Origin of the sequence: Leptospira wolffii serovar Khorat str. Khorat-H2 (assembly GCF_000306115.2) — a bacterium.
In the GTDB taxonomy this organism is placed as follows: Bacteria; Spirochaetota; Leptospiria; order Leptospirales; family Leptospiraceae; genus Leptospira_B; species Leptospira_B wolffii.
On the sequence record NZ_AKWX02000004.1, the window covers coordinates 732,377 to 759,005 of the forward strand.

General features: G+C 46.7%; 28 protein-coding genes. 15 read left to right on the forward strand and 13 right to left on the reverse strand.

The genetic code is table 11. The features are described 5' to 3' along the window. The first annotated feature begins 93 nt into the window (after positions 1–93). On the forward strand, positions 94–963 hold the full coding sequence (locus tag LEP1GSC061_RS03315; RefSeq protein WP_016543921.1) for a class I SAM-dependent methyltransferase: 870 nt from the start codon (positions 94–96) through the stop codon (positions 961–963). Between the two features lie 6 nt (positions 964–969). Here LEP1GSC061_RS03315 and LEP1GSC061_RS21375 read toward each other — a convergent pair whose 3' ends face one another. The 5 genes from LEP1GSC061_RS21375 to LEP1GSC061_RS03335 all read right to left on the reverse strand — a co-directional run bounded on the left by LEP1GSC061_RS21375 (position 970) and on the right by LEP1GSC061_RS03335 (position 3,640). Continuing rightward, positions 970–1,122, reverse strand: coding sequence for a hypothetical protein (locus LEP1GSC061_RS21375; RefSeq protein WP_016543705.1), 153 nt, complete (start codon positions 1,120–1,122; stop codon positions 970–972). Between the two features lie 154 nt (positions 1,123–1,276). Then, the gene (locus LEP1GSC061_RS03320) at positions 1,277–1,837 is read right to left on the reverse strand and encodes a hypothetical protein (RefSeq protein ID WP_016543550.1); all 561 of its coding nucleotides are present in this window, start codon (positions 1,835–1,837) and stop codon (positions 1,277–1,279) included. Positions 1,838–1,969: 132 nt separating this feature from the next. Beyond that, positions 1,970–2,665 (reverse strand): LIC_13076 family protein, encoded by a 696-nt coding sequence (locus tag LEP1GSC061_RS03325; protein WP_016543387.1) that lies wholly within the window; start codon positions 2,663–2,665, stop codon positions 1,970–1,972. 42 nt (positions 2,666–2,707) lie between these two features. Next, entirely contained in the window at positions 2,708–3,193 is a 486-nt protein-coding gene (locus LEP1GSC061_RS03330; RefSeq protein ID WP_016544123.1) for a hypothetical protein, read from the reverse strand. A gap of 27 nt (positions 3,194–3,220) precedes the next feature. After that, positions 3,221–3,640, reverse strand: coding sequence for a hypothetical protein (locus tag LEP1GSC061_RS03335; protein ID WP_016543747.1), 420 nt, complete (start codon positions 3,638–3,640; stop codon positions 3,221–3,223). Positions 3,641–3,719: 79 nt separating this feature from the next. On the opposite strand from LEP1GSC061_RS03335, the gene LEP1GSC061_RS03340 reads away from it, so the two are divergent. Further along, complete coding sequence (locus tag LEP1GSC061_RS03340) at positions 3,720–4,409, forward strand: hypothetical protein (protein WP_016544055.1); 690 nt, start codon at positions 3,720–3,722, stop codon at positions 4,407–4,409. A gap of 55 nt (positions 4,410–4,464) precedes the next feature. After that, positions 4,465–5,394: a DMT family transporter gene (locus LEP1GSC061_RS03345; protein ID WP_016543464.1), complete on the forward strand. Its 930-nt coding sequence runs from the start codon at positions 4,465–4,467 to the stop codon at positions 5,392–5,394. A gap of 4 nt (positions 5,395–5,398) precedes the next feature. On the opposite strand, the gene LEP1GSC061_RS03350 is transcribed toward LEP1GSC061_RS03345, so the two are convergent. Continuing rightward, complete coding sequence (locus LEP1GSC061_RS03350) at positions 5,399–6,496, reverse strand: sensor histidine kinase (RefSeq protein WP_016543565.1); 1,098 nt, start codon at positions 6,494–6,496, stop codon at positions 5,399–5,401. 75 nt (positions 6,497–6,571) lie between these two features. Continuing rightward, a complete protein-coding gene (locus LEP1GSC061_RS03355) occupies positions 6,572–8,302 on the reverse strand; it encodes a SpoIIE family protein phosphatase (protein ID WP_016543679.1) in 1,731 nt (576 codons plus the stop codon). Between the two features lie 145 nt (positions 8,303–8,447). On the opposite strand from LEP1GSC061_RS03355, the gene LEP1GSC061_RS21625 reads away from it, so the two are divergent. The 5 genes from LEP1GSC061_RS21625 to LEP1GSC061_RS03380 all read left to right on the forward strand — a co-directional run bounded on the left by LEP1GSC061_RS21625 (position 8,448) and on the right by LEP1GSC061_RS03380 (position 11,610). Then, the gene (locus LEP1GSC061_RS21625; RefSeq protein WP_016543341.1) at positions 8,448–8,585 is read left to right on the forward strand and encodes a hypothetical protein; all 138 of its coding nucleotides are present in this window, start codon (positions 8,448–8,450) and stop codon (positions 8,583–8,585) included. 78 nt (positions 8,586–8,663) lie between these two features. Further along, positions 8,664–9,275, forward strand: a complete 612-nt coding sequence (locus LEP1GSC061_RS03365) for a LemA family protein (protein ID WP_016543489.1) — start codon at positions 8,664–8,666, stop codon at positions 9,273–9,275. Positions 9,276–9,296: 21 nt separating this feature from the next. After that, positions 9,297–10,160 (forward strand): TPM domain-containing protein, encoded by an 864-nt coding sequence (locus LEP1GSC061_RS03370; RefSeq protein WP_016544162.1) that lies wholly within the window; start codon positions 9,297–9,299, stop codon positions 10,158–10,160. A 4-nt stretch (positions 10,161–10,164) separates the two neighbouring features. After that, positions 10,165–10,683 carry a TPM domain-containing protein gene (locus tag LEP1GSC061_RS03375; protein ID WP_016543929.1) on the forward strand — a complete coding sequence of 173 codons (519 nt, stop codon included), beginning with the start codon at positions 10,165–10,167 and terminating at the stop codon, positions 10,681–10,683. 39 nt (positions 10,684–10,722) lie between these two features. Beyond that, positions 10,723–11,610, forward strand: a complete 888-nt coding sequence (locus LEP1GSC061_RS03380; protein ID WP_016543422.1) for a TPM domain-containing protein — start codon at positions 10,723–10,725, stop codon at positions 11,608–11,610. A gap of 38 nt (positions 11,611–11,648) precedes the next feature. On the opposite strand, the gene LEP1GSC061_RS03385 is transcribed toward LEP1GSC061_RS03380, so the two are convergent. The 3 genes from LEP1GSC061_RS03385 to LEP1GSC061_RS03395 form a co-directional block, all read right to left on the reverse strand. Further along, positions 11,649–12,047: a SufE family protein gene (locus LEP1GSC061_RS03385; protein ID WP_016544166.1), complete on the reverse strand. Its 399-nt coding sequence runs from the start codon at positions 12,045–12,047 to the stop codon at positions 11,649–11,651. A 110-nt stretch (positions 12,048–12,157) separates the two neighbouring features. Further along, positions 12,158–13,048, reverse strand: a complete 891-nt coding sequence (locus LEP1GSC061_RS03390; protein WP_016543635.1) for a DUF4349 domain-containing protein — start codon at positions 13,046–13,048, stop codon at positions 12,158–12,160. A 129-nt stretch (positions 13,049–13,177) separates the two neighbouring features. Next, positions 13,178–14,089 carry an aldo/keto reductase gene (locus tag LEP1GSC061_RS03395; protein WP_016543551.1) on the reverse strand — a complete coding sequence of 304 codons (912 nt, stop codon included), beginning with the start codon at positions 14,087–14,089 and terminating at the stop codon, positions 13,178–13,180. A gap of 217 nt (positions 14,090–14,306) precedes the next feature. Here LEP1GSC061_RS03395 and LEP1GSC061_RS03400 point away from each other — a divergent pair, with 217 nt between their 5' ends. The 4 genes from LEP1GSC061_RS03400 to LEP1GSC061_RS03415 all read left to right on the forward strand — a co-directional run bounded on the left by LEP1GSC061_RS03400 (position 14,307) and on the right by LEP1GSC061_RS03415 (position 18,242). Continuing rightward, complete coding sequence (locus LEP1GSC061_RS03400) at positions 14,307–15,449, forward strand: TauD/TfdA family dioxygenase (protein ID WP_016544026.1); 1,143 nt, start codon at positions 14,307–14,309, stop codon at positions 15,447–15,449. An 81-nt stretch (positions 15,450–15,530) separates the two neighbouring features. Beyond that, positions 15,531–16,649 (forward strand): TauD/TfdA family dioxygenase, encoded by a 1,119-nt coding sequence (locus LEP1GSC061_RS03405; RefSeq protein WP_040507727.1) that lies wholly within the window; start codon positions 15,531–15,533, stop codon positions 16,647–16,649. 53 nt (positions 16,650–16,702) lie between these two features. After that, entirely contained in the window at positions 16,703–17,605 is a 903-nt protein-coding gene (locus LEP1GSC061_RS03410) for a bile acid:sodium symporter family protein (protein WP_016544145.1), read from the forward strand. Positions 17,606–17,630: 25 nt separating this feature from the next. After that, a complete protein-coding gene (locus tag LEP1GSC061_RS03415; protein ID WP_016544069.1) occupies positions 17,631–18,242 on the forward strand; it encodes a 2-hydroxychromene-2-carboxylate isomerase in 612 nt (203 codons plus the stop codon). 9 nt (positions 18,243–18,251) lie between these two features. Here LEP1GSC061_RS03415 and ygiD read toward each other — a convergent pair whose 3' ends face one another. Both ygiD and trhO read right to left on the reverse strand, forming a co-directional pair. Further along, complete coding sequence (ygiD, locus tag LEP1GSC061_RS03420) at positions 18,252–19,130, reverse strand: 4,5-DOPA-extradiol-dioxygenase (protein WP_016543608.1); 879 nt, start codon at positions 19,128–19,130, stop codon at positions 18,252–18,254. Between the two features lie 148 nt (positions 19,131–19,278). Next, positions 19,279–20,334: an oxygen-dependent tRNA uridine(34) hydroxylase TrhO gene (trhO, locus tag LEP1GSC061_RS03425; RefSeq protein WP_016543721.1), complete on the reverse strand. Its 1,056-nt coding sequence runs from the start codon at positions 20,332–20,334 to the stop codon at positions 19,279–19,281. A 114-nt stretch (positions 20,335–20,448) separates the two neighbouring features. Between trhO and LEP1GSC061_RS03430 the strand changes: the two genes are divergently transcribed. The 3 genes from LEP1GSC061_RS03430 to LEP1GSC061_RS03445 all read left to right on the forward strand — a co-directional run bounded on the left by LEP1GSC061_RS03430 (position 20,449) and on the right by LEP1GSC061_RS03445 (position 24,433). Beyond that, the gene (locus tag LEP1GSC061_RS03430) at positions 20,449–21,255 is read left to right on the forward strand and encodes a DNA alkylation repair protein (RefSeq protein ID WP_016543804.1); all 807 of its coding nucleotides are present in this window, start codon (positions 20,449–20,451) and stop codon (positions 21,253–21,255) included. Positions 21,256–21,442: 187 nt separating this feature from the next. Continuing rightward, a complete protein-coding gene (locus tag LEP1GSC061_RS03435) occupies positions 21,443–22,933 on the forward strand; it encodes a DEAD/DEAH box helicase (RefSeq protein WP_016543911.1) in 1,491 nt (496 codons plus the stop codon). A gap of 147 nt (positions 22,934–23,080) precedes the next feature. Then, the gene (locus LEP1GSC061_RS03445) at positions 23,081–24,433 is read left to right on the forward strand and encodes a DNA recombination protein RmuC (RefSeq protein ID WP_040507734.1); all 1,353 of its coding nucleotides are present in this window, start codon (positions 23,081–23,083) and stop codon (positions 24,431–24,433) included. Between the two features lie 14 nt (positions 24,434–24,447). On the opposite strand, the gene LEP1GSC061_RS03450 is transcribed toward LEP1GSC061_RS03445, so the two are convergent. Beyond that, positions 24,448–26,526 carry an adenylate/guanylate cyclase domain-containing protein gene (locus tag LEP1GSC061_RS03450; RefSeq protein ID WP_016543476.1) on the reverse strand — a complete coding sequence of 693 codons (2,079 nt, stop codon included), beginning with the start codon at positions 26,524–26,526 and terminating at the stop codon, positions 24,448–24,450. Positions 26,527–26,629: the final 103 nt, after the last annotated feature.

Sequence of the window (26,629 nt, forward strand, 5' to 3'; positions counted from 1 at the left end):
ATGTTCTCGGTCCGCCCTTATTGCAAGGATTTTTAAGATGCAAAAACCCTAATTTATGTCGGCAAACTTTTTCTTTCTACCGATCTTCTAAGTATGCAATCCGTTCCTTGCAATACATGTTCTCATTCCGATTTTCTTACCCTATTCTCTAAAGCCAGTCCTAAAGGCGAAATCTTTCAAATCGTGAAATGCAAAACATGCGATCTCGTACAGGTAAATCCGCAGCCTTCTCCGGAAGAAGTCGCCAAGTATTACGAAGACAGCTATTTCACCCAAAGAACGGATAGGGGTTATGATAATTATTATTCCGAAGTAACGAAGAAAGAGATCGCAAGAGTCTTCGGACTGAACCTACGGGATTTAGGTTTCTTCGAATGGGAAAAATCCTTAGGCTCCGATAAGTCCTCCTTGGATGTGGGTTGCGCCGCCGGATATTTTTTGGATTATCTAAAAGACAGGGGCTGGAAAACGAAAGGCCTGGATATAGCTCCGGGTCCGGTGGAGTTCGCCCGGAAAAAGCTAGGCCTAGATGTGGAGCAAAAGGATTTTCTAACATGGGACACGAACGGAAGTCGAAAATTCGATCTGATCACGCTTTGGGCCAGCATAGAGCATCTGCATAAACCCAAGGAAACGCTTCAAAAAATCCTAATACATCTCAAGCCGGGAGGTAGGCTTATCCTTTCCACTTGCAGATACGGTTCTTTGGCAAAATTGCTGGGACCCAACTGGAGATATCTGAACGTTCCGGAGCATCTCTATTATTATAGCCTACCCGGCCTCAAAAAATTAGGAAGCGATTTAGGATACATGCCCTTATCTCATATTTCCTACGGAAGCGGACTTACCGCGAAGAAGGGCGCAGGCCCATTCTACAAAACCGCAAAAAAAATCGCGGATTGGTCCGTAAAGAAATTCGATCAGGGAGATATGATGGCGATCTGTTTCGGAACGGTCCGTTAACCGATTTCAGAGCGCGGGAAGAATCGTAACGTTCACGGTTCCCAAATTCAACCCGTTCACGTTGGACTTTACGTCACTCACGGAAAGATTGATCGTGGCGGTCGTAACGGAACCTGCTCCTCCTCCCCCGGCGCCGCCTGCCAAACCCAAAGCGGCCACTAAAGAATTTGCCCAGAACCGTCTTTTTGGCTCGTCTCTTCCTCCGCTTGGAAAGTCAAAGCCATGCCGCAGTGGATCGTCAGTAGAAAAGTAATCGGAAGTTGTACCCTATACATTGTGCTTAAAGCCCTTCTTAACATTACTATATACGACCTTAGAATCCCGCCGCAGTTACCACGACAGGAAGAACCCCGATGATTTGTCCGTCTATAATAGAGCCGGGACTCGCAACCTTAAAAACGATTACCCCGGGACGACTCACATCGTCATGAGCGAATGCTTCCACAGATAAGTTTTGGATCATATTGGAAGCCGTGAAATTCACGCTTTCTCCCGCAAAAATTTGGGCAACTCCCCCTTCTACGCTGTCCGACATCTCCACAAATAGAGACTCTCCACCCGGCCATGCGTTCAACGTAACGTCGACGCTTATAGGATCCTTTACGATCGTCACAATCGATGGGTTAAAGCCAAGATAATACGCGGGTCCGGACAGGATTCCTAAAGCGGCCAAAATTGGATTGGTGCCGGACTGGTCCTGCTTCTGAGAAGCCTCTTGTTCCGCCTGGAAGCCGAGAGCCAATCCGCAATTTGAAATCGCGAAAGCGAGAAGAATGGACCAGAAAATCCTTTCTGATAAAAGGATAACGAATCCGAATTTGGGCTTTTTACGGTCCTTGGAAATAGCCAAGCTGCGGCGGAAAGAAAATAGCATCGAATATAAGCCTAACGAAAAAGAAAAACTAACACAAGCAGAAACGAAATCGGAACGATCTTAATAGGGAATTTTCTTGCGAGAATACTGAACTTCATCCCTCGTTCGAGGGATGAAGTTCTATATTATGATTTACTTATCCTTTCCGGTGTCCTTAACTTTGATCACCTTAGTGGCAAAAACCACCTTATAGATTTCCTTTTTAGGAATCGTGCTCTCGTGCTTTTGTCCGTTATCGTCCTCGGTTTCCACGCGGATGGATTCCGTATCCTGGCCTACTACTCTGGCTTCGAACACTCTACCGGTTCTATAGATGATAGTGCTGTAATTTTTACCCGAATTTTCGCCCGCGTGGGTCTTTTCGAGGTATCTACGGAGGCCTTCTTCCAGGTCTTTTTCGGTCTTAGCGAAGAATTCCTGGCGAGCCTTATCCCTCTCGTCTTCGAAGAATTTCTCGTAATCATCCTTATGCACGAAACGGGTTCCTAGATCGCATTCCGTGACGTTTACCCTATAAAATACGATGGAGCTAAAAAATCCGGTAACCAGATTCAGAGCACCCTGCCACCAATTGACCCCGTGTTCGGCAAAATACACCTTACCTTCTTTCTTGGCTAACTCAGGTTCGGAGAAAGGCAGTCTCCATAATCCGTAAAATGCAAACCAACGAGTAAAGCCGGGATTGCTAACGCAAGGTTTACTCCCCGCTTCCAGTCCGATCTTATCGGCTGACGCGAATTCTATTCGCTTATCAAGAGTACAGGCTTGGGAGATCAGGCAAACGCCTAAGAGTACGGCGCTTAGGATTCTTTTTCGATTCGGTAGCATAAGCAAATTCGAAGTATCATAATAACGTAAGCAACCGATTTTCTATCGGCTCGCTTTTTTTTGGGTCAACGCTGGAGAAGTCTTGCGAGAAGCGTATTTAGAACTTTGCGGCCAAACCGATTTACGATCCGCCGGGTTCTCCTTAATCAAACGTAGGAAGAAATAGAAAGGAAATGCAATCGTTAAGAATAGAAAAAGATACCTAGGTAAAACGGATTCCAATAAGGATTCTCTAAGTAAACCCAAGGCCCTTCCCTCGTTTTCCGGGATCTTATTTCTATAATCCGGACCGTACTCGTAGGCGTATACCTTCAGTTTTAAGCCTCTCCAAGCCCTTTCCACAGGACCCAAGCGATTCTCGAACGCGAATTCCGAACTGATCCGATCCTGTTTTAATATGCTGCCGAACATCGCACTGATCAGGAATATACCGAACGGGATAGCTATGAGCAAAACGAATAAAGGAGAACTCTTCTTATCCCTCGTTCGTTGGATCCTAGTCTTTGGTTTTCCTTTTTTCGAATTCATTTAGGTTACGATTTCCGTTAGTCACGCTTAGCGGATCCTATCCGAAGGTTCTCCGAAAAGCTCCTCGAACTCCCTCAAATTAGGGAATCGAACCAAATTCAATAAACAGAATGCGATGACGGCCCCTAAGGACAAAGTCGCTCCGAAAAGAAAATATACCGTACCGTTCATTAAGGCTGCGGCTTCCACAAGTGCCCAGGTTAAAATCTTCATCGTTTGGTATTTGGAGAATTTGTCCTCTCCCGCTTGAGTGCGGGCTTTGGCCGCAAGGAACCTTCTCAAAAAAGAGGAAACGGGAACGAGTATGGAAGAGGCCGCGAGAATCTGCAAAGGCAAGGCGGATTCTTGGGCCGGTCTAGATTCCAAATAGGGGAAGAGTACGAACAGTAGAGGAGCGATAAAGATCGCAAAATGAATGATTTTCAACGTAGATAATTGTTTTTGCATTTTTCCAGGTTTCCCTTCTTCTTGATTATCGTTCGATTTTCAGATCTTTTCCATCGAGTTTTTGAGCGACATCCCATAGATGAGACATATTCGTTTTTTATTCCTACTTTTTCCTATCTCCTGCACCATGGTGGGGTTCCATAGGGAATCGATACGGGAGACCCACGATTACGGAAAATTGCGCACCGTGAGAGTTTGCGTTTGGAAGGACAGGAACGTATCGACGGAAAGAATGAATTATCTCTTCGACTCGTGGAACGAAGAGTTGGCGTTATATAAATTGCAAGCCAAAGTGGAGAATGTACGGGACTGGGAAAGGCCCGGTTGGACCGGAAACGCCATCATGGAGGAACTCTTCTCCGCTCCTCTTCCTTCCGAATGCGATCGGATCCTAGCTCTTGCAGGAGTAAGACTTTCGGATATCGCTTATGAGGTCGCATCCTATATACTGGCCTTATTCTTAATTCCCACATTCGAAGTTTTGGGAGCGGTGGATTCCTATACCGGAACCAGAGGATACGTTCTCGCTCATACGGCCTCCCTAGGGCATATGATATCAGGAGGAGCCTCTCGCACTTTGGTTCACGAAGGATACCATCTCCTGGGTTGCGGACACGCATTCTATCTTTCGGAATGTTACGGTAGAATTCAGGCGTTGAAGGAGAACGCCCGTAATTCTCCGCATCCGGATTTTCTGCCTGCCATGCATCCGGGAGGAGGATATCTATTCTCGCAAAAGGAAGTGAATCTTTTCTTTTTAGGCAAATAAATCTCTCGGATAAATCCCGCTTCTCAGGTCGGCGATCCGTAAAATCCTGGAAGAAATGGGAGAAGTCTCGAAAGCATCCGAAAAGTCCATGAGCGAACAGACTCTGGGTCTGATCTACGCGTTAATCGGAACCGTTCTATTCTCCTCCAAGGGAATCCTGGCAAAATTAGTCTACCAATACGGGGTGGATTCGGTGACCACCCTCGCGATCCGGATGCTATTCGCCGTGCCGTTCTTTGCATACGTATTATTCAAGGAAAGTCGGAAGAAAGACGCCAAACCCATCGAAGGAAAGGATTATAGAATCGTAATATTTTTGGCCTTCATGGGATATTATATGGCGAGCTTCTTCGATTTTTGGGGACTGGAATATCTTTCCGCGTCGATCGAAAGGCTGGTATTATTCACCTATCCCGCGCTCGTTCTCATATTAAGTTTCGTTTTTCTAAAGAAGAAGGTCCATAAAATAGAAATTTATTCGGTGATACTCACATATTCGGGTATTCTACTGGCGTTTTTACCGGATGCGCATACCCAAGGAAAATCCGTTTGGATAGGAGGGTTCTTAGTCTTTCTTTCCGCCTTGGCCTATTCCATCTATCTCATCGGAAGCGGACAAATGATTCCCAAACTGGGCTCGACCCGATTTACCGCATTACTCATGCTCTGGTCCGGAGCCTTCGTGATCGCCCATTTTCTGATCCGCAAGGATTGGAGAATCTTATTGGAACTTCCTTGGCAAGTCTACGCTTTGGGATTCGCATTAGGTTTCTTAACTACGGTGTTACCTGCGTTTCTTACCACCGCGGGAATCCAAAGGATAGGATCCAGTCGCGCGTCCATTGCGGGAAGCGCAGGCCCTATATTTACCTTATTTCTCGCATCCTCTCTCTTAGGGGAGAGGATCACCTGGGAGAATATGGCGGGGACCTTACTCGTTCTTTCGGGAGTCTTCTTACTGGGAAGGAAAAAAATCCCCGAGTGACTATTCAAGCGTCGAATTGAACGACCGCGCAGATCCCTTCATCATTATAAATATTGAATACTCCTTTGAGCTGCCTACTTAGAATCTGCACCAAAGTGAATCCTATCGTTTTAGGACGGGTCCAGATCTTCCAATCCTGGATTCCGTTCCCTTTGTCCTTGATCTGCAATTTATAGACTCCTTCCGTCTTTTCGAACCGTACTGTGACCTCGCAATGGATTCCGTCCCTGGACCCGTGGGCCGAAGCGTTGGAAAGTAGTTCGCTTAAAATCATCGCAAGCGGGATCGCCTTGTCCACGCGCAAATTCAGATTTTCCATCTGCAAATCTATCTTAAGACCGGGAATATTACTTTTTTCCGATATGCTCGCAACAATCTCCTTACCCACCTCCAGGAAATTGATCTCGTTATAGCTGTCGCTCTTATAGATCGCGTTTTGGACCTCGGAGATGGAGAGCATTCTTCTATGAAAGTCCTCTAATATACCGGTAGGATAATCTTCCTTCTTGTGCAACTCCACGAGTCCGGAAAGCACCTGCATATTATTCCGGACCCTATGATGGATCTCCTTGATCAGATTGTCCTTTTCCTCTATATAATTGTGCAAGAGCTTCACGATCAAGATGGCTATCGAGGAGAATATGGTATGCAGAATCAACCGATCCGCGATCGCCATCCACTGGAATCTACCTTTCGTGAAATCCCAATACCCTTCCACTAATAGAAGAAACAAACAATACACGCTTACAAGAATCGTCTTCCGGATATCTCCGAAGTATAGGAACAGGAGCACCACTATCGCAATGGAATAGCTGCGACTATCCGTAGGAACTCCGAAAAAAATACCCACCGTAATGGCGATTACGCAGCCGATCAGAGTCAGGTTCGCCGCAATCCTGTATTTTCCCCTCGAGATGAGATATAAGGAGAATGCGCAAGCGATCGATGTGATGAAGAAGCCAGGCCTGAACCTGGGAAAACTGATGATCTGGGTCGTGAATCCGGATAATAAAAGAATGAAATCGAACAGAAACAAAGGCTTCGCACGATTTCGAGCCATGGATTCGGCGTCCGCGTATACTCGATCCATCCAATTTAACATTCGATTTTCCTAAAAAAGAGTAGAAAACTCGGTCTTACTAAGCGAATCTCCGATCGGAGCTCATGTCCAGTAAAATCAGCCGTCTATGTCCAGAACGAGCATGGCCATATCGTCTCCGAAGACTCCTTCCGAAAATTCGAATACGTCCGAAACCACCTGATCCAGATACTCCTCCAGACTTCCCAGATATCTATGCTCGGAAAGAATATCCTGAAAACCGGGTAGATCCAGGATCCTACCCTCTCCGTTAAAGACCTCGTACATCCCGTCGGAATAGAATACGATCCTATCCCCGGTTTGTAATTTGACGGATTCGTTGAAATATTCTATCGAATCGAAGATAAGAAGAGGAAGGTTCATGCCTTTCAATTCTATCCTCTCTTCTCCGCGAAAGAGTACAATGGGAGGGTGTCCCGCGTAAGAATAGACCATTTTCTTTTCGACCGGAAAGAATCTGGCCCAGACTGCGGCGATATGGTGTTCGACTACCATAGGTTTCAGGTCTCTCACGAATTGTTCTATCCCTTCGGCGGGAGAAAGCCCCGCTTTAGCGTGGTGACGGAAGGAAAGTACCGCCATCCCGGAAACCATCGCCGAGGAAATACCGTGCCCCGATACGTCTCCGAAAAGGATATCGATCACTCCGGTTTCGTGTTGGATATACGTTATGATATCTCCTCCGACTTTCTCGAAAGGACGAAAATAGCTGTCTATTTTATAGAAAGGAGAAGAAGGAAATTCTCGAGAGACCAAGGATCTTTGGGTGAGACGCGCCAATTCCAAATCGTGGTTCATTCTCTCGTAGAAATCGTTCAGATCCGATTCTCTCTTCTTTCGATCGAACGCAAGAATGATGAGATCCCCTACGAGTCTCAGAATATAAATGTCCTCTTCGGTCCAAAGCTTTCTATCCATGATGGAATCGAATCCTATAAAACCTAGTTCCGCGGAATTGGAAGAGAGCCCCACTACGACCAGGGAACGGGTTCCCCTTCTTTGTAAAAGATTGCGGAGAGAAAGATGCGAGTCGGGAAATTCCTCGAAGGAATCGTAAACTATATGACCGTGAGTGCGTATCGCTTCGTAATCTTCCTTAGGAAAAGTTTCTATGGGGAGATTTTGCAAAAGATGCATCCTAGGTTCCACACCGTCGGCACACCATTCGTTCGTATTGGAAAGAGTGAGGCCCGCATGAGTGTACAGAAAAAGAAAGGCGCGGTCCGCTCCGCAGAATGTACCGAGTTCTCCCAAGGCCTCGTTAACCGCCTCGTTGGTGTTACCGGGCTCCACACTTAGGAAATGTCGAGAGAGTCGAGTCAATAAACCCTCAAGCGCCATGGTCCTTTTTAGTTTGAGTTCCGCGGCTCGGATGGTTGTGATATCCTTCTGGACTCCCCAGGCTCTGAGTAGAAATCCGTTCTCCACCACTCCTAAGGCGGTATTCAGGAAGAATTTGGATCTCCCCCTTTTATCGATTCCTTCGGACTCGGTGTCCAAAGTCTTGTAACCGGATCGTACGAATTCAGATATCCCGAACGTATTCAGTCTGTTAGACGGCCCGAGAATTTCCTTAAGTAATCTACCCTTGATCTCGTCTGCGGAATGAAATCCGTAGAGACGGGCCATCGTATCGTTGCAATGCGTTAGGCGGGCTGTTTCGAATAATATTTTGCATTGTTCCTCCACGGACAAAGATATATCCAGAGGGCTATCCAGTTCGTAGCACCAGATCCCCTCGGGAGTCCTTCTGAAATACCCGTCGACTCTCTCGATTTCCTCGAGACGGCTTTTATAATCCAATTCCATCCTGACCGGGAGACCCTTGCCTTTTTGTTTCTATGTACTATCGGCAGCGGAAATTCGGGAATTCTCCCGCTTTTTTTCTTTTCTCCGCAACCGATTTGTCCGGGGGGTCCGTTATATTTGTAACCAGGACCCCGAGGAGGCACCAATGAAATCCGAACTCAGAAACTCGATCAACCACGAAAAAATCTCCGCTCTAGCCGAAATTCTCGCAGACAAGCTTATCGAAGAGATCCGTAAAAGAGCCCTGGAAAAACGAGAGAATTTCCCGAAAGAAGCCGCTTGAAATACCGGTCTTTTCCGCGAAAAAACCGGTTGCCAAGGGATAATTCCCGCCAAAAATTTCCGCTGATCGGAGGTGGGAATGTCCCAAGGCACTTTTTCAATTTTTCGTAAGATCGCTATTCTTAAGCTGGTCCTCTTCTTCTCCTTATTCGCAAATTCTTGCGGCTATAATGAAATCCAAGTCCAAGACGAGCAGGTCAAGGCGGCCTGGGCGGAGGTATTGAACCAATACCAAAGAAGAAACGACCTGATTCCAAACTTCGTAAATACCGTAAAAGGATACGCAGCCCAGGAAAAGGAAGTACTGATCGAAGTCACTAGAGCCAGAGCCAGCGTGGGATCCGTGCAAGCGACTCCCGAAATCCTGAATAACCCCGAGTTATTCGCGCAATTCAATAAGGTGCAGGGCCAAATGAGTTCCGCTCTATCCAGACTCATGGTAGTCGTAGAGAAATATCCCGAATTGAAATCCAACGAGAATTTCCGGGATCTGCAGGCGCAACTGGAAGGAACCGAAAACAGAATCGCGATCGCGAGAAACCGTTATATCAAAGCGGTTCAGGAGTACAATATTACCGTAAGAACTTTTCCGAATGTGATCACCGCGAAGGCGTTCGGATACGGGCCTAAGCCTAACTTTACGGTGGAGAACGAGGCGGAAATCTCCAAACCACCTCAGGTCCAATTCTAAATCTTAACGCAACTAAGTTCCATGAATAGAATCTGGGCCATTCTTCTGTTCGCCCTTATTGCGGGGCCGGTTTTTTCCCAATCGATCCCCGTTCCGGATATAGAGGGAAGAGTGACGGATCAAACCGGCACGCTTTCTTCTTCCGAAATTTCCGATCTGGAAATCAAATTGGGCAAATTCGAGAAGAGAAAGGGAGCCCAGATCGTAGTGCTGATCGTGCCTACCACTGCGGAAGAAACCATAGAAGAATATTCCATACGGGTTGCGGATGCCTGGAAGATCGGCCGAAAGGATATCGACGACGGTGTGATTTTTCTGATCGCTAAAGACGATCGCAAATTTCGATTCGAAGTGGGACGCGGCTTGGAGGCGGCGGTCTCGGATGCTAAGGCAAAACAAATCCAAACCGAATACGTAGTCCCGAAATTCAAAAAAGGAAAATTCTACGAGGGGGTCGATGCCGGGATAGACGAACTCATCCGACGAATCAACCGAGAACCCTTGCCTCCTCCGAATCCGGAGGAATTCAGTACTTTCGAAAAAAAGGAAGCCCCCAAGCAAGAGGAAGAATATTCGATTTTCCCTTTTCTTCTTTTATACGTAATCAATCCTATATTTATCTTTCTCTTATACAAATATCGAAAAGAAATCACGCGATTTGTCGAGGATTACCAGAAACGGCATCCTGTCCCCGATAATCGTTCTATTTGGTCGGACGATTCAGAGAGGAGGAGAAGGCGCGAAGAAGAAGAAGAGGAGGATAACTCCCGATCGAGACGCTCTTCCGGTTCCGGCTCGTCCGATACGCCTAAGGAAGAAAAAGTTCCTTTCCAAGGAGGAAAGGGAGGGAGTTTCGGAGGAGGCGGAGCCTCTTCCGGTTGGTAATCATATGGGTAAATTCAATAGAATATTAAAAAATTTTACAGTAGGTCTAAGCGAATCCGTTTTCTTGGGTCCTCTCGGAAGGTATTTCAGCAAGGACGATCGAGAGGACCTGGGCCGAGCGGTAAAAAAATCGGAATCTTTCCATAGGGGAGAACTTCGTATCTGCATACAATCCAGACTTTCCGTTATGGACGTATTACTAAACGTGACCTCCGAGAAAAAGGCGATCGAGATGTTTTCCTTCCTTCGGGTTTGGGACACGGAAGAAAATTCGGGAATCTTAATCTACCTTCTATTATCCGAAAAGAAGATCCATATACTGGCGGATCGCGGAATCTACAAAAAAATCGGACAGAACAGGTTGGACTCCATCGCCTCCAAAATAGGAGAAGGTTTCCGGTCCGGAAAACCCAAGGAAGCCCTTTTACTCGGGATCTCCGAACTCACCGTGGACTTAAGTCGCCACTTCCCGGCCGGAAAGCATAATCCGAACGAGCTGCCCGACGAGCCTTATATCAAGTGATCGGGTTCCTATTACTTTACATTTTCGGAATAGAATGATATGAAACGGATTTTTCTCCCCCTCCTCTGCCTTTGCATCGGTCCTCTTTTTGCCGATCCGCTTCCGCTACCTACATTGGAGCATAGGGTCACCGATCTGACAGGAACCCTGACTTCCGAGCAAACAGATGCCTTAGAGTCCAAATTAAAAGCATTCGAAAAAAGAAAAGGAAGCCAAGTGGTAATCGTAATGATTCCCACAACTGGAGAAGAGCCGATCGAGGATTATTCCATCCGGCTCGCCGACGAATGGAAAATAGGTCGTAAGAAAATAGACGACGGATTCATCTTTCTCATAGCGAAAAACGATCGCAAGATGAGATTCGAAGTGGGAACCGGACTAGAAGGAGCCGTCACCGATTTTAGCAGCAAACGGATCCAAACCGAGTTCGTTAGGCCCTTATTCAAAGAGGGAAAATACTTCGAGGGCATTGAGACCGGGATCGACAAAGTGATAGGACTTATCGATGGAGAGCCGTTGCCGGAACCGGAAACCCACACAGGATACGAATCCTCCGAAGAAGAGGATAATTTCGGACTTTATATCGGAGCCTTGGTCGTCATAGGAATTCTCGCAGGTATCTTCCTACGTAAAATGTTCAGCATATTACAGGCGGGAGCTGCGACTTACGCCGGATATTGGTTCGGGGGAATTTTAGGATTCTCTCTCGAAACAATGCTTCCCCTTCTCGTCATATTCTTCGTTCTTCTTTGCATTATCTATATAGCGGCAAAGAGCGCAGGATCAGGTGGAAGCGGAGACGGGTCTTCCGGAGGCTGGAGTTCTTGGAGTTCCGGGTCGGATTGGGGCTCCTCCTCTTCTTCCAGCGATTCGTTTAGCGGAGGAGGCGGAGGTTTTAGCGGGGGCGGATCTTCTTCGGATTGGTAGGTGTAGTAAGGCCGCTAAGTATACGTTCTATCCGAACTTTAGAAACTCTTAATTTTATTCACCATGGAATAGAGGCCGTTTCGGCGGCTCATAGAGAGATGCTTATCCAAACCGATTTCCTTTAGAAATTCCAAGGATGCGTCTCTGATCTCATCTCGGGTGCGACCGGAAAATACCCTCAGAAGCAATGCGATCATGCCCTTGGTGATAGCGGAATCGCTATCCGCCTGGATAAAGAGTCGCCCTTCCTTTTCTTCCGGAACGACCCAGACCCGAGACTGACAGCCGGGCACCAGTCTATCCTCCGTTTTCAATTCGGGAGACAAGGGAGGGAGAGTATCGCCGATTTCGATCAACATCTGATATCTCTCTTCCCAATCGCTGGCTTCGGAAAATTCCTGCACGATTTCTTCTTGGGCTTCTTTCAGACTGCTCATTCGATCCTCTGGGCTCTCTTCTTCTACGCTAAAAACGGCCCCTCCTAAGGCAAAACAAAATTCAGGCTTTTCCGTCGTTCGAGTTCTCCTTTTGTTTTTATAATATGATTCTACTTATTGCGCCAACGGTTTCTCGCGGCACGAAAGCCGTACACGGAGAGTCCGATCAATATCGCTAAAGGTAGAATATAGATGAATAGAAGAAGAAGTTTGAGACCTATTTCGACGAGATCGATCCAAGCGTCCCTGAAATTAGGAACCTCGACGGACTTAGGCTTCTTCGGACCTTCCACATGGACTGTGATTTTCGCCCAAGAAACCCGGTCCAGGATCTTCCATTTTTCGAATTCGGCGGAATCGGCAGCGTCCTCCGACTCCGCGACTAAGGCCTCTATTTCGGCGGCGGTCTTCGTGCTAGCCCGATTTGCTAATTCTCCCCTACGTGCCCCTCGTATTCTCTCCCTCTTAGCATGGATCTGTTCCAAAGTGAAAGACTCGGTATGATCCTCGACTTCTATGTTTTCCGAAACTAAGGCGCCCAATTTATCTAATTCCAAAAGAACTTCGTAGAGATCGGAAGATCTCACGTGAAAGGTAACGTTCATGGAAGAAGGGGAAGCTCCGTCGGAAGAATAAAAGTTCTCGTTTAGAACGAATCCGTATTTGCTCGAAAGTTCCAAAAGGAATTTGCGAGCCGAAATGAAATTCTCCACGGTGAAACTTAAGTTAGCCTTATATTCGAGTAGTCGTCCTATCTTGAGATTACCCACTTTTGGATTGGAGAATAATTTTGCCTCTTCCGAAGCCGCATCTTTCTTTTCCCGAACGGGAGCAGTCTTAAGATCGGCGTCCTCCCCCGCCACGCTTAGCTGGTCCATTGCAGGAGTAGGAGCCGCGCTTTTTGCGGATTGGCCTATCGCCCTAGATTCTTCGGGAGAAGAATCCTTTTGGCAGAAAAAGGAAAAGAGAAGAATTAAAAATAGGATGAGAATTCGAGGCATTTGTTTTTCCCGACCGAATCGAAACTCCCTAAGGAGATTCTCTCAGGCTTCCTCGTTAGAACAAACTAATGTCGATTTTCTTTCCCGATTTATGAAATAAATTTCGCAAAAAAAGAATCCCTCGGGATATCAAGACACCGGCCTTGCTCTTCCTGCCTCTAAAATTGCGAACCATTCCTGTCTATCCAACCGGATTTCGAACGCCTTTGCCGCGGATCTTATCCGATCCGGCGTATTCGTTCCGAGCACAGGAATGAGGCCGGCGGGATGAGTCAAGTACCATGCAAATAATACCGCATCGGGAGAGGTTCCCTTCTTCTCGGAAAGATCCATTAAAATATCATTAACTTTCTTTTCTTGTTCCGATTTAGGGACAAAGATCCTTCCTCCCGCGGTAGGGGACCAGATCATCGGCCTATATCTACTCTCTTGAGCATGATGAAAAATACCGTTCGTCAAAGCGGCACTTTCCAAAGGGTGAAACTCCACCTGATTGGTTACCAAGGGAAAATCCAAGCGACTTTGCAGAAGGGAAAACTCGGAAGGGGTAAAATTGGAAACGCCGAAATGCAATACCTTTCCCTCCTTTCTTAATTTCCAAAAGGCCCTGGCGGTGGAATCCGGATCCATAAGAGGATCCGGCCTATGAATCAAAAGTAGATCGATCTTTTCCACACCCAGTTTTTTAAGAGAATTTTCCGCGGAGAGAATCACATAGTCTTCTCGGGTATCGTAATGTTTGAGACGAACATCGGGCCTTTCGGGAGAAACGAGACGAATTCCGCATTTAGTAACGATGGTTATCTTGTCTTTTAATCCCGGTTTAAGTGCCAAAGCCTTACCGAATTTTTCCTCGTTACCGTATTCTCCGTAGATATCGGCGTGATCGAAACTATGGATCCCCGATTCCAAGGAGACTTCAATTTTTTCTAATATTCTTTGAGGAGAATCCCCTTCGGGATCCATGTGCAATCTCCAACATCCGTACACCAGTCCGGATAAGGACGGCCCTCCTACGGTCAATGGAATGGAAGGAATCATTTTCGTTCTCCGATAGTCGTGGTTCATATTGGAATTTCTCCTAAAAATGCAAAGGATCAAGGCGGAATTTGCCTTACCTGAATTGCAATTTCACGGGTGTTTAATCCGATTCTAGGATTGCACAAAATATTCGCTATAATAAATATTATGTTCGCTATAACGAATATTTCTTTGACAAAAACCCGCCCGGAAAAAGGCTGAGGCAAGGAGAACTTCCATGCCTACTTTAACCCAAAAGAAGCGTAAACCCATATCCGCCGCAAAACCGAAGTCGTTGCGAGGCGCTTCTTCAAAATCCGGAAAATCGAAACCGGAACTAGTGGAGAAGAGCTTCTTTCCGGGAAATTCCCTGCCTATTGTCTATCGTCCCAAAGACCAAAAGGCGAGAGAGAAGGCGTTCCTACCCGCTTGGGTAAAGGCCAATCGGAAAGAAGTCAATCGTGACCTTCTAATATACGGAGCGGTTTTATTTCGCGGATTCGACGTTAAGACCCCCCAGGATTTCGAAGACGTGGCGTTGGCGACCGACCCGAATCTAAAGAACGAATACTTAGGAACCTCCCCTCGGGATCGCATTACTAAATTCGTACATACCGCGAGCGAACTTCCGGGTGCTTATCCGATCATGCAACACGCAGAGATGAGTTTTCTGGACAAACCTCCGCGTAAGCTATTCTTCTTTGCTAAACAAGCGCCGGAAAAATTCGGAGAAACTCCGATCGCGGATCTTAGAAAAATTTACTCCGATCTGGATCCGGAGATACGGGATAAGTTCGAAACGAAAGGAGTCAGATATCTTCGCAAATACGACGGGCCGAAAGCCTCCCGATTCAGCCTCTGGAAGACCAAGCGCTGGAACGAAATGTTTTCCACTTCGGACAAGAAGGAAGTGGAGAAAAAATCCGCAGAGCAGAGGTTTCAGGTGGAATGGTTGAAAGAAGACGGATTGAAACTCACGAACGTCCAGGTCGGAATCAGAAAACATCCGATCGCAAAAACGGTCGCCTGGCATAATCATAGCCAAACCTTCCACGTCGATACTCCAGCTTTAGAATATTGGAAAATTCTAAAGCGTCAAAAGACCTTAAGAGGCTTGGGAGTGGCTGTCACTCTTTCCCTTCTCACTTTATGGACGAAACTTACCCGAAAGTCCGAAGATCTGGATGTTCACGCCACCTATGGGGACGGATCTCCCATCACAAGTAAGGAGATCGGAAAAGTCGTGGATACGTTTTGGAAGAACCTATCGGTTTTTTCTTGGAAGACGGGAGACATTCTACTTATAGACAATTACTCGGCGTCTCACGGTAGACATCCTTTCTCCGGCCCTAGGGAAATTCTTGTGGCTTGGACCGATTGAAGGAAGAATCGACGATTGAAAAGGCTTGCGCTGAACGAGTCTCGCTCGTATAAAAGTTTCATCCTTTTTCGGGAGAATCCAATGAAAAGCACAAGTATTCCCAAAAGCAAAATCCGGAAAGTATCGCCGAACAAAACTAAGCCGAAAGGATTAGGGCGTGTGGAAAAATCTTTTTTTCCGGGAAAGGAACTCCCAAGGGTGTATAGTCCAGGCGATACGGATGCCTTGGAACCGGGCTTTTTACCCGCGTGGGCAAATAAGAATAAGAACTCCATTGCGGAGGATCTTTTGGAGTACGGTGCGATCCTATTTCGAGGATTCTCCGTTCATTCCGCCCAAGAATTCGAAGACATTGCGTTAAGTTTGGATAAGAATCTGAAGACGGACTATTTGGGAACTTCTCCCCGGAACAGAGTCACTAAATTCGTACATACCGCTAGCGAACTTCCTCCTCATTACCCGATCATGCAACACGCAGAGATGAGTTTTTTGGACAAGCCTCCCCGCAAGCTTATGTTTTTCTGCTCGGTTCCCACATCCGCTCAGGGAGAAACTCCTCTCGCGGATCTTCGTAAAATATACGAGGATATGGAACCTTCTTTATTAAAAAAATTTGAAACAAAGGGAGTGAAATACATCCGCAAATACGATGGACCCAAGGCCTCCCGCTATAGCTTTTGGAAGACCAAAAGATGGGACGAGATGTTCTCCACCACGGATAAGAAAGAAGTGGAAAAGATCGCGGCCAAACAAAGATTCCAGGTGGAATGGCTGGAAGAAGACGGTCTCAAGCTTACCAATAAGCAGGTCGCGGTGAGAATACATCCTAAAGCCAAAACCAAAGCCTGGCATAACCATAGCCAAGTATTCCACCAAGATGCGGCCAAAATCGAATACGGCAAAATCAGAAACTACCAAAAGACTCCCAGAAGCGCGATTTTATCCTTGGTTCTAGTCCTGTTGACCGCCCTCAAGAAATGGTTCGTAAAACCGGAAGACCAGGACACCAACGTAGTATTCGGAGACGGAACCGAGATCAGCCCGGAGGAAATCCGCAAGGTCAACGACGCATTTTGGAAGCATCTCTCCGTATTTCCCTGGAAGCAGGGAGACGTTCTGCTCATAGACAATTATTCGGTTTCCCACGGTAGGCTCCCCTTCTCCGGCCCTAGGGAAATTCTGGTCACTTGGACGGATTAGATTTTTATAAAATATAAAACCAGGAAAGGGTCCTCGGATCCTAACCGAGGCATATGCAAGACTTTGATTTAGTGCGTTTGAATTTCAGCGAAACCGGACTTTTTGTCCTGAATATTTGTCTAGGTTTCGTAATGTACGGGGTCTCTTTGGAATTGACCCTTTCCGATTTTACGAATCTGAGGAAACAACCCAAAGCGGCCTTCATCGGTCTATTTTCCCAGCTAGTACTTTTACCTGCGGTGACAATCGGGCTTTTGTACATATTAAAGCCTCATCCCGGCATCGCACTAGGCATGATACTTGTAGCCGCCTGTCCTGGGGGAAACATGTCGAATTTCATCACCCTTCTTTCCAAAGGGAATGTGCCACTTTCCATTTCCCTAACCGCGACCACCACGGCACTGGCTTGGTTTTTCACACCATTCAACTTTTTCTTTTGGGGAAAGTTATACGCCCCGGCGGCGGACAGACTGAAGGAGATCAGCCTGAATCCGATCGACGTTTTCCTTTCTATTTTTCTAATATTGATTCTTCCATTACTACTCGGAGCGGCCACGAATCGCTTCGCTCCCAAATTCGCCTCCTCCCTCAAGAAACCTCTTAGGATCGCGTCCACCGTATTACTCGGACTTTTCATCCTAGTCGCTCTTATAGGGAACTGGAAATCCTTCCTGGATCATGTCGGTTATCTATTCTGGATCGTCCTTCTACATAACGGATCGGCCCTACTCGTGGGATACCTCGCCGCCTGGATCGTAGGATTGGGACATAGGGATCGAAAAACGATCTCCCTAGAAACCGGGCTTCAAAACTCCGGGCTAGGTCTCATTCTGATCTTCACATTCTTCCAAGGAATCGGATCCATGGCGCTGATCGCCGCATGGTGGGGAGTCTGGCATCTGATCAGCGGATTAGGCCTTGCCGCAATATGGGGAAGGGAAAAGGCGGAAAGTTAAATAAGAATATTCGAAGGAAGCAAATATGTCCGATTCTTCTCGAAAGATCCAATTTTGGTTCGAGTTCGCAAGCACCTATTCTTATCTTTCCGTAGGAAGAATCCGACATTTGACTCGGTCCGAAAATTTAGAACTGGAATGGAAGCCGTTTCTGCTCGGCCCCATTTTCAAGGACCAAGGAATGCAGGATTCTCCTTTCAATCTATTTCCACTAAAGGGCCGTTATATGTGGAAAGATCTGGAAAGAAGATGTAAAAAATACGGCCTACCTTTTCGAAAACCGGAAACCTTTCCCCAAAACGGATTGAAAGCCGCAAGAATCGCGACCGCATTTTTAGGATCCGATTGGGTCTACGATTTCATATTAGCAACTTATAAAGCGCAATTCTCGATGGGCAAAAATATAGGAGAAGAATCCAACTTAGAGGAAATACTAAGAACTCTCGGGTTGGATCCGAAAAAGATATTCTCCGCTTCGGAGACCCAAGAAAATAAGGATCTTCTACGGAAAAATACCGAAATTGCAAAGGGTCTAGGAATCTTCGGAGCTCCTAGCTTTATCGTTAAAAACGAACTCTTTTGGGGAGACGATAGGCTTGAGGACGCGATCGAGTTTCTAAAATCCGGCGACGCCTGATCCGCCCGCTTATCCGATCTTCATACTCGTAAGAGAAACCGAACTTTGGATAATATCGTTAAAAAAGGAAATCTCCTCGTCCTTTTCCGCCAAGGCGAGAGCGTATAACATTGGTAGATAATGTTCCGGTGTAGGAATCGCCATCTGAGCCGCGGTCCCCAAGTTCTGGTAATTAGCGAGACTCGTAGCGTCCCTTTTTTGGATGAGAGACTTAAAGGTCTCGTTCGCTTCCAGGGCCCAATCCGGAACCTTATTCTCGTTTCTCCAATCGTAAAGACGCAGATTATGCACCAAGTCTCCGCTGCCCATAACGAGGACCCCCTTCTCTCTTAGCTTGGAAAGATTCTTCGCGAATTCGTAATGCCAGATAGCAGGCTTGGTCGCGTCTATACTCAATTGCACTACGGGAATATCGGCCTCGGGATACATATGCCTGAGAACACTCCAGGTACCGTGGTCCAAACCCCAATTATAATCCAAACCGGTCGGTTCCTCGGAATATTTCTGGAGGGAAATTTCCTTGGCCAACTCGGGAGAACCGGGAGAAGGATACTGCACATCGAATAGTTCCTGAGGGAACCCGTAGAAATCGTGGATTGTCTTAGGGTGATCCATCGCGGTCACGTACTGTCCTCGAGTGAACCAATGCGCGGAGATGCTTAGAATTTTTTCCGGCTTAGGAAGACTCGCGACGCTCGCTTTCCAACCCTTGGTCAAATCGTTCTCTCCGATCGCGTTCATCGGGCTTCCGTGTCCCACGAAGTATACGGGAAGCTTCTCCATAGTTCCTTCTCCCTTGATATCCTTAAGAATATTACGTAATGCGAATCCGCCGAGTAGAACTCCGCCCGTTCCTATAATGAAGTCTTTTCGGGAAATCCTGCCCATTCGATTCAAAACCCCCGTTACTTCAAGGGAAGAATTCGGAAATTCACGAAGCTCCGAAAATCTTCCCGGAGGGAATATGATTCTTAGACCGATTGTAATAGACTTTATTACAACTAATTCGGTTTTTTCGCGAGAAGAAGAGCTGTTTTTAAACGGATTTTTCCCTGTAGAGTTCGAATACCTTGGGGCGAATCCTGGATTTGGAAAAATGTTGGTTGGAGGTCTGCTTTCCCTTTCTCATTTTTTTCTGCTCTTCCGGACTCATCGCGGCGATGTCCTTACATTCTTCGGAACAACAATCGGCGAATTTTTCCGCACAAGCTTCGCATTGAATGAATAGAATATGACAGCCCGGGTTCGCGCAATTCACGTGTCTCGCGGATTTGCTTCCGCATTGGTGACATTCGCTTACGATCTCTTCTCCGATCGTTTCCTGCAACCTTCCGTCAAATACGAAATTCTTTCCTTTGAATTTGGATTCCAGACCCTTTTGCTTCACCTCGGCGGCGTATGCTATGATTCCGCCGTGAAGTTGGTATACGTTTTTGAATCCGTGATGCTTCATGAATGCGGAGGCTTTCTCGCACCGGATTCCTCCGGTGCAATACATTACGATTTCTTTATCCTTATCGTTCTGGAGCATATCCACTATCATGGGAAGCTCCTCCCGGAAAGTGTCCGCTTGGGGCAGAATGGCGCCCTCGAAATATCCGATCTCGGATTCGTAATGATTGCGAACGTCCACGAGAATCGTGTCGGAGGAATCCAACTTTTTGTTGAATTCCTCCGCGCTTAGATGTGTTCCCACATTCGTCACATCGAAGGAGCCGTCGTCCAAACCGTCCGCCACAATTTTATTGCGAACGCGGATATCCAATTTGAGAAAGGAACCCTTCTCCTCTTCTACAGCGATCTTAAAGGGAACATTCTTGAACGGCGGCCTGGAATCCAAGTCTTCGCGGAACTTTTGAAAATTATGTTCCGGGACCGAAAGCTGCGCGTTGATTCCTTCCCTCGCGATATAGATCCGGCCCAGCACTCCCAAGGCTTCCCAATCCCGATACAGTTCATTTCTAAAATTTTGGAGGTCCTCCAGGATCACATATCTATAAAAAGAAAGAGTGATTCTCTTAAAAGTTTCGGACTCCAATTTTTTACGTAGGATGTCCTTGCTATAGATATTATGTAGAGGTTTCCGATTCATCACTATGAAGCCTTAAAAATAGGATTTGGGGCGGGCTCTCTCTGGCAAGTGCAAAAACCGGAAAAAACTTTGCCTTTTGTTAGGAACGCTTATCCTCCCGAGAATCGCTTGTAAATGCCGGAACGAGATAGACTCATTGTTCGCATGGCCTCCCGAACTCCCAAAAGGAAAATCTCCTCTAAAAAAATTTCCTCCGCATTTCCCGGGGCTTCCAAAAAGGCCTCCGAAGTGATCCGCGAAATTCGATCCCACGCCGATCCTAAAAAGGTCGAGATTCTTTCCGGTTTTTTCAAAAACGGAAAGGGAGAATACGGAGAAGGGGATATTTTCCTAGGAATTCAGGTCCCTCCCATACGGAAAATCTCCAAGGAGTTCCGGGGACTTCCTTTAACGGAGCTGCAAAAAATCGTAAGCTCCAAATACCACGAGGAAAGGCTTTGCGGATTCTTCATACTCTGCGAGACATTCTCCAAGTCGGAGGAAGCGGATCGTAAAAAATTACATTCCTTCTATCTGAAAAACATAAAATATGTTAACAATTGGGACATCGTAGACCTTTCCTCCAGGGAAATGATCGGAGACTATCTTAGGGACAAAAAAAGAGACCTTTTATACAAACTGGCTAAATCCAAGAACCTTTGGGAGCGTAGGATATCCGTCATTGCGACCTATTCCTTCATTCGCCAGGGAGATTTCAGGGATACGCTGAGTATCTCGGAGCTGCTGATAACGGATAAGGAGGATTTAATCCATAAAGCGACCGGTTGGATGCTAAGAGAAGTGGGGAATAGGGATCTTAAGGTAGAGACAGATTTTCTAGACAAGCACGCCGAACGCATGCCTCGAACCATGCTCCGTTATTCAATAGAGAAATTTCCCGAGGCTTTAAAGAAGAAGTATATGAATGCGGGCAAAAAGTAATAACCTTTAATGCTATGCCGCAAAAGCCCTTCCGTTTTCATGGAAGAAACGGCGCATTTAAAGCAAGAGTCGAACCGCACACGCCACGTAATATAACCTCGGCAAACCCTTAGGATTGGCTCTAAACTCTCCCTCTTTACGGATCAGATTCCCTAGCGAGAGCGAAAGAACCGCCTAGGAGTCCCCTTTGAAATCTAAGAAAACATTCCAAGACCTGGACCTTTCGGACGAAATCCTGAAAGCAGTCACCGATTTAGGCTTCCAAGAGCCTTCCACAATACAAGCGGAAGCCATTCCCCTTATTCTTTCCGGAAAGGACATCATCGGACATTCCCGTACGGGAACCGGTAAAACCGCGGCATTCGCGATTCCTAGTTTGGAAATTCTGGACGAGGAGATCTCAAGCCCTCAAATTCTAGTACTTTGCCCTACTAGAGAGCTCGTAGTGCAAGTTGCCGAAGAATATAAGAAATTAGGAAAATATATGGAAGACTTTTCCGTCGTAGCGATTTACGGCGGGGAGGATATCAGCCGTCAATTCAAGGCACTTAAGAAAAGGCCCCAGGTGATCGTAGGAACTCCGGGTAGGACCATGGATCACATGAGAAGAAAGACCCTGGATCTTAGCGAAATCCAAATGGTGATCCTGGACGAAGCGGACGAGATGCTGGACATGGGATTCTTAGAGGATATGGAAACCATCCTCTCCGAAGTTCCGGAAGTCAGACAAACCATTCTATTCTCCGCCACGCTCTCCCCCAAGGTCATGGGAATCACGAAAAGATTCCAGAATTCCCCCAAAACGGTGGATGTGACCGGAGGCAAATCGGAGCGCCCAAAGATCCAACAGATCTATTTCGAAATCAGGGAAAACGCCAAGCAAGAGGCGTTGGTTCGTCTTCTCAATTTCCATAATCCGAAAGTTGCATTAGTTTTCTGTAATACGAAAGTCCGAGTGGACGAAAAAGTGGAACTTTTGAAATCCAGAGGGATCTTCGCCGAGGGACTTCACGGAGACCTTTCTCAAAAGCAAAGGGACAAGGTCATGTCCGGCTTCCGTACGGGATCCGTGAGCGTACTCGTAGCGACCGATGTGGCCGGACGAGGGATAGACGTGAGCGATGTAGAGGCCGTATTCAATTACGATATGCCCAGGGACTCCGAGGATTATATCCACAGAATCGGTAGAACCGGTCGTGCGGGCAGGAAAGGGATCGCTCTCAGCTTCGTTTCCAATAAGGAATTGAAGACATTACGTAGAATCCAAGACGAGCACGGATTCTCACTCGAACCAGGAAAAGTGCCGGAAGTCTCCGAAATCCACGAGAGAAAATTCAAGGAATTCGCGCATATCGTCCAGGAAGTGGCGACGGAAGGAGATCTTTCGGAATATGCAAAACTCGTAAAGAACCTAAGCTCGGAAGGAATCAGCCCGGAGAATCTGGCCGCGGCGTTATTCAAACTGGCTCTCGCAGATAAAACCGAAACTTATGACGACAATGTGAGTTTCGATCGGGACCCCAGAGATCGTTCGGATAGGGACAGGGGAGACCGGAACCGAGGAGGCCGCTTTTCCGGAAAGAAAGGCAAGGATTCCCGTAAACCCGATCATAAACAGAAGAATCGTTTCGATCCTAGAAAGAATAACCGTCCCCCTCACAAAAAGAAAAAACGCTAAGTTGCCTTTGAGAAAATTCGGTCGGACCGAAAATTCTTCGCATTTCTCCTTCTTCTCCCCCGGATTTGTCCGGGGGGCGTATAAAATAGAAATCCTATCCTGGAAATGGATTTCCCGGAATCCCCAAGGATTCAAAAAGGAGGAAGTATGGAATATTCGATTGCGTTGCTCGTCGGGATATTAGTCGGATTCGGCCTGGCCTTTTTCGTGGCCAAGAAATTGTACGGCCAGGATTCAGGCGTATCTTCGGCGGATCACGAAAAATTAAAAATGGAAAAGGCGGGTCTCGTCGCGAACGAGAATCGCTCCAAGGAAAGAATTTCCCAACTAGAATCGGAACTGAAAGTCGTTACCGAGAAAAACACCCAGGCGATAGGGGCTTGGCAGGCGACCAAGAAAGAATCGGATCTACTCAAGGAAAGAGTGGAAACCCAAAAAAAAGAATTCGAAACCATGATCACCAAGCTCAAGGAAGAATTCAAAAATCTCGCCAACCAGGCCTTGCTGGATAATTCCCAGAAGTTCAATCTGCAAACCCAGGAAAAACTCACGGATATTCTCAAACCCTTTAAGGACGAGATCGAAAAATTCGGAACCAAGGTGGAGCAATCGCATAAGGAACAGAAGGACGACACAGCCAATCTTAAGGCCCAAATCAATAATCTATTAGAAATGAATAAAACTCTTTCCGACGACGCCAAGAGTTTAGCCTCCGCTCTGAAAGGGAACTCCAAGACCCAAGGGGATTGGGGAGAGGGAATTCTGGAGAATATCCTACAAAATAGCGGGCTCGTAAAAGGCAGGGAATATATCGCCCAGGATTCGGTGCAAACCGAAGACGGTCGCTTGAGACCCGATATCGTGGTTAAACTTCCTTCGGGAAAATCCATAGTCATCGACTCCAAAGTGTCCCTCACCGCCTACGTGGAATATTCTTCCTCCGAAACGGAAGACACGAAGAAGGCGGCACTGCAAAAGCATCTCAAAAGTCTATACGATCATGTGAACGGACTCTTTAAGAAGAATTACCAATCCATGTACGGAATAGAATCCTTGGATTTCGTACTCATGTTTCTGCCGGTCGAGCCTTCCTATTACGAGGCGGTTCGCACCGACCCTAAATTCCTGGAAGAAGCTTACGCCAAGAATATACTCATCGTGACTCCTTCCACTCTCATGGTTTCCCTCAAGATGGTCGCCAATCTTTGGAGAAAGGAAAAGCAAAACAAGAACTCGGAACAGATCGCGGAAGAATCCGGAAAAATGTACGACAAGATCGTTGAAATCGTCACCGCGTTGGAAATCCTGGGAAAATCTATAGAGAAGTCCAAGGACAACTACGATTCCGTATTAGGAAAATTGAAAGGAGGCAGGGGCAATCTGCTATCCCGAGCGGAGAATATACGCAAATTAGGAGCCAAGGTTCGCAAATCCCTAGACAGCGTATCGGAAGAGGAAGATAACGAGAAAGAAGAGACTCTATTTCTAAACGGAGAGTAAAAAAGGGCCGTCGTTCAGGCCAGATCGGGGCCTGAATGGACTCTCCCTATCGCGGAAACCTGTTCCGTACATCTCTTGAGATAGGAATTCGCGGCCCGATCTCCGGGATAAATGCGCAAGGCCTCCCGAAACGCCTCCCCCGAATCCAAGTATCGGGAAGAATGGAACAGATCCACTCCCCTTTCGAAATTGGTCTTGGATTTACGAAAGGCGTCCTTTTCGGTCTCGCTTAAAAAATCGCCGATCTCGTAAATATACAGATCTTCTGCCTTTCCCTTGAATTTCAAACGATCCAATTTTCGGACGACGAACCTGGAGGAATCCTTGAGTTCGTCGAAAGAATCCTCGCTAATCAGTATATTGGATCCGTAATATTTATTTAAGGCTTCCAATTTGGAGGCTAGATGAACCGCTTCGGAAATGACGGTGCTTTCCATTCTTTCTCCGGAACCTACGAGTCCCATCATCAGGGAACCGGTATGAATACCGATCCCCACTCGGATCGCTCTATCCCCTTTCTCTATTCTAGTTTTATTATATTCCAAAATACGATTTTGCATCGCCACGGCGGCGGAAACGGCGTCCTCCGCACCGGCAAAAAGGGCCATAATGGCGTCTCCGAAATATTTATCCACGAATCCCTTATGCGAGCCTATGATGGGCTCCATCTCCCGGATATAGGAATTCAAGAGTTCGAAACTTTCCTTGGAATCCAGACTCTCCGATATTTCCGTAAAAGATCGGATATCCGCGAAAAGAATGGTCATTTCTTTTCGGATCTGATCCCCCGGTCGCATATCTTCGAGCTTTTCCTTTCCCAAAAATTCCAGAAAACTTAGAGGCACGAATCGGCTATAAGTCTCGTTCAATCGCTTCAGCCTTTCCGAAAGATTCTCCTTTTCCCTATACAGATCCCTGTATTTGAACGATAGAATGAACGTCTGAGTGAAAATCGCCACAAGCAATCCGGAAGGGATGACGAAGCGGGTAGCGATCACAAGCTGGGCCGAAAGTACGTCGAAAAATCCTGCGGTGATCAAAGCGAAGATCGCGAACAAAATGGAAAGGGAATACGGTTCCTTATAACGAACCGCTTGGAATAAAACGTAGGAAGCCAAAGCGACTGCGACGAAATAAGTGGCCTGAAAATAGGGAATCACGTAGGAAGGAAAAGGAAACGGCAGAATCGTGGTCAGACAGAAGGCCAGGGATGAAATATAAAAGAGAAGCATCCACTTCCGAGAGAAATACTTAGGAAAAGTATGACGCAAAAAATGCAACGCGAAAGGCATGGCCGCATAAAGTGTGAGATATTCCAAGACCATCCCGACACGGTAACCTAAGGAAAAATAGGAAAGAAGAAGCTTGTCTTCCGTAACGAATAATCTCAAAAAAAGATCCAGACAGAATAACGCGAAGATAAGAGGCGTCCGATCCGAGGGCCTTAAAAAGAAAAGTCCCAAATGATAAGCTCCTGCGAGAAGAAAGATCCCCGCCAGAAAAAAATCCCAGTCCCTAAATCTACGAACCCTTTCCGAAAGGGAAACTGCGTCTCCGAATTCGATATTGTACCAAAGCCCGCCTAAACGATGGTGAAAATTGGACACGTTCACCGCTAGTTCGATTTGGGAAGAAGCCTCCTCCCATTCGAAGTAAACCGGAATTCCGTCCGGAATACTTTGCTCTTTGGACTTTCCAACGACTCCGGATTTACCCAAGGATTTTCCATTAATGAAAATCTCGAATGCGGTCGCTTGGCATTTGGAATAGAGGGCGATTTTCTTTCTCTTTTCGGGGAGAAGAATCTTCAGCTTCAAGACCGCATAACCGTCTCCTGCCCAGGTCTCCAAGGGACGACGAAACTCTTTCGCCTCTAAATTTTCCGTTTCGCCCAATAGCTTTCCTGGGAAGTAAGACCATTCTCCTCCGAGTTCCAAAATCGGTTTTGCTTCCGGATCCCAATCGCGTAGATCCAGTACCCCTTTTTCGGCGATCTTAGTGTAGGAAGATTCGGAACAAGAAGCTAAGAATATGCAGATGGGCAGAAGAAGGATGAATAGACTGATTCGGAAAGGAGCAGGGTCAGGATCCATTAGGTTCTCGATGGGAAATTAAGATCCGAAAAAAGAAACCCTTGTCAAGAGAATAAGAAGATCGTTTTTTTTCTTTACTAGTCGACTCGGATTCGTAAGTTTA

Excerpts from the sequence above, each read along its gene's own strand:
- LEP1GSC061_RS03345 (WP_016543464.1), top strand. The coding sequence starts at position 4,465 with ATGGGAGAAGTCTCGAAAGCATCCGAAAAGTCCATGAGCGAACAGACT.
- LEP1GSC061_RS03320 (WP_016543550.1), bottom strand. The coding sequence starts at position 1,837 with ATGCTATTTTCTTTCCGCCGCAGCTTGGCTATTTCCAAGGACCGTAAA.
- LEP1GSC061_RS21625 (WP_016543341.1), top strand. The coding sequence starts at position 8,448 with ATGAAATCCGAACTCAGAAACTCGATCAACCACGAAAAAATCTCCGCT.
- LEP1GSC061_RS03385 (WP_016544166.1), bottom strand. The coding sequence starts at position 12,047 with ATGAGCAGTCTGAAAGAAGCCCAAGAAGAAATCGTGCAGGAATTTTCC.
- LEP1GSC061_RS03390 (WP_016543635.1), bottom strand. The coding sequence starts at position 13,048 with ATGCCTCGAATTCTCATCCTATTTTTAATTCTTCTCTTTTCCTTTTTC.
- trhO (WP_016543721.1), bottom strand. The coding sequence starts at position 20,334 with ATGAATCGGAAACCTCTACATAATATCTATAGCAAGGACATCCTACGT.
- LEP1GSC061_RS03400 (WP_016544026.1), top strand. The coding sequence starts at position 14,307 with ATGCCTACTTTAACCCAAAAGAAGCGTAAACCCATATCCGCCGCAAAA.
- LEP1GSC061_RS03375 (WP_016543929.1), top strand. The coding sequence starts at position 10,165 with ATGGGTAAATTCAATAGAATATTAAAAAATTTTACAGTAGGTCTAAGC.
- LEP1GSC061_RS03330 (WP_016544123.1), bottom strand. The coding sequence starts at position 3,193 with ATGAATTCGAAAAAAGGAAAACCAAAGACTAGGATCCAACGAACGAGG.
- LEP1GSC061_RS03445 (WP_040507734.1), top strand. The coding sequence starts at position 23,081 with ATGGAATATTCGATTGCGTTGCTCGTCGGGATATTAGTCGGATTCGGC.
- LEP1GSC061_RS03370 (WP_016544162.1), top strand. The coding sequence starts at position 9,297 with ATGAATAGAATCTGGGCCATTCTTCTGTTCGCCCTTATTGCGGGGCCG.
- LEP1GSC061_RS03325 (WP_016543387.1), bottom strand. The coding sequence starts at position 2,665 with ATGCTACCGAATCGAAAAAGAATCCTAAGCGCCGTACTCTTAGGCGTT.
- LEP1GSC061_RS03395 (WP_016543551.1), bottom strand. The coding sequence starts at position 14,089 with ATGATTCCTTCCATTCCATTGACCGTAGGAGGGCCGTCCTTATCCGGA.
- LEP1GSC061_RS03415 (WP_016544069.1), top strand. The coding sequence starts at position 17,631 with ATGTCCGATTCTTCTCGAAAGATCCAATTTTGGTTCGAGTTCGCAAGC.
- LEP1GSC061_RS03405 (WP_040507727.1), top strand. The coding sequence starts at position 15,531 with ATGAAAAGCACAAGTATTCCCAAAAGCAAAATCCGGAAAGTATCGCCG.
- LEP1GSC061_RS03410 (WP_016544145.1), top strand. The coding sequence starts at position 16,703 with ATGCAAGACTTTGATTTAGTGCGTTTGAATTTCAGCGAAACCGGACTT.
- ygiD (WP_016543608.1), bottom strand. The coding sequence starts at position 19,130 with ATGGGCAGGATTTCCCGAAAAGACTTCATTATAGGAACGGGCGGAGTT.
- LEP1GSC061_RS03315 (WP_016543921.1), top strand. The coding sequence starts at position 94 with ATGCAATCCGTTCCTTGCAATACATGTTCTCATTCCGATTTTCTTACC.
- LEP1GSC061_RS03380 (WP_016543422.1), top strand. The coding sequence starts at position 10,723 with ATGAAACGGATTTTTCTCCCCCTCCTCTGCCTTTGCATCGGTCCTCTT.
- LEP1GSC061_RS03430 (WP_016543804.1), top strand. The coding sequence starts at position 20,449 with ATGCCGGAACGAGATAGACTCATTGTTCGCATGGCCTCCCGAACTCCC.
- LEP1GSC061_RS03340 (WP_016544055.1), top strand. The coding sequence starts at position 3,720 with ATGAGACATATTCGTTTTTTATTCCTACTTTTTCCTATCTCCTGCACC.
- LEP1GSC061_RS03450 (WP_016543476.1), bottom strand. The coding sequence starts at position 26,526 with ATGGATCCTGACCCTGCTCCTTTCCGAATCAGTCTATTCATCCTTCTT.
- LEP1GSC061_RS03355 (WP_016543679.1), bottom strand. The coding sequence starts at position 8,302 with ATGGAATTGGATTATAAAAGCCGTCTCGAGGAAATCGAGAGAGTCGAC.
- LEP1GSC061_RS03350 (WP_016543565.1), bottom strand. The coding sequence starts at position 6,496 with ATGTTAAATTGGATGGATCGAGTATACGCGGACGCCGAATCCATGGCT.
- LEP1GSC061_RS03335 (WP_016543747.1), bottom strand. The coding sequence starts at position 3,640 with ATGCAAAAACAATTATCTACGTTGAAAATCATTCATTTTGCGATCTTT.
- LEP1GSC061_RS03365 (WP_016543489.1), top strand. The coding sequence starts at position 8,664 with ATGTCCCAAGGCACTTTTTCAATTTTTCGTAAGATCGCTATTCTTAAG.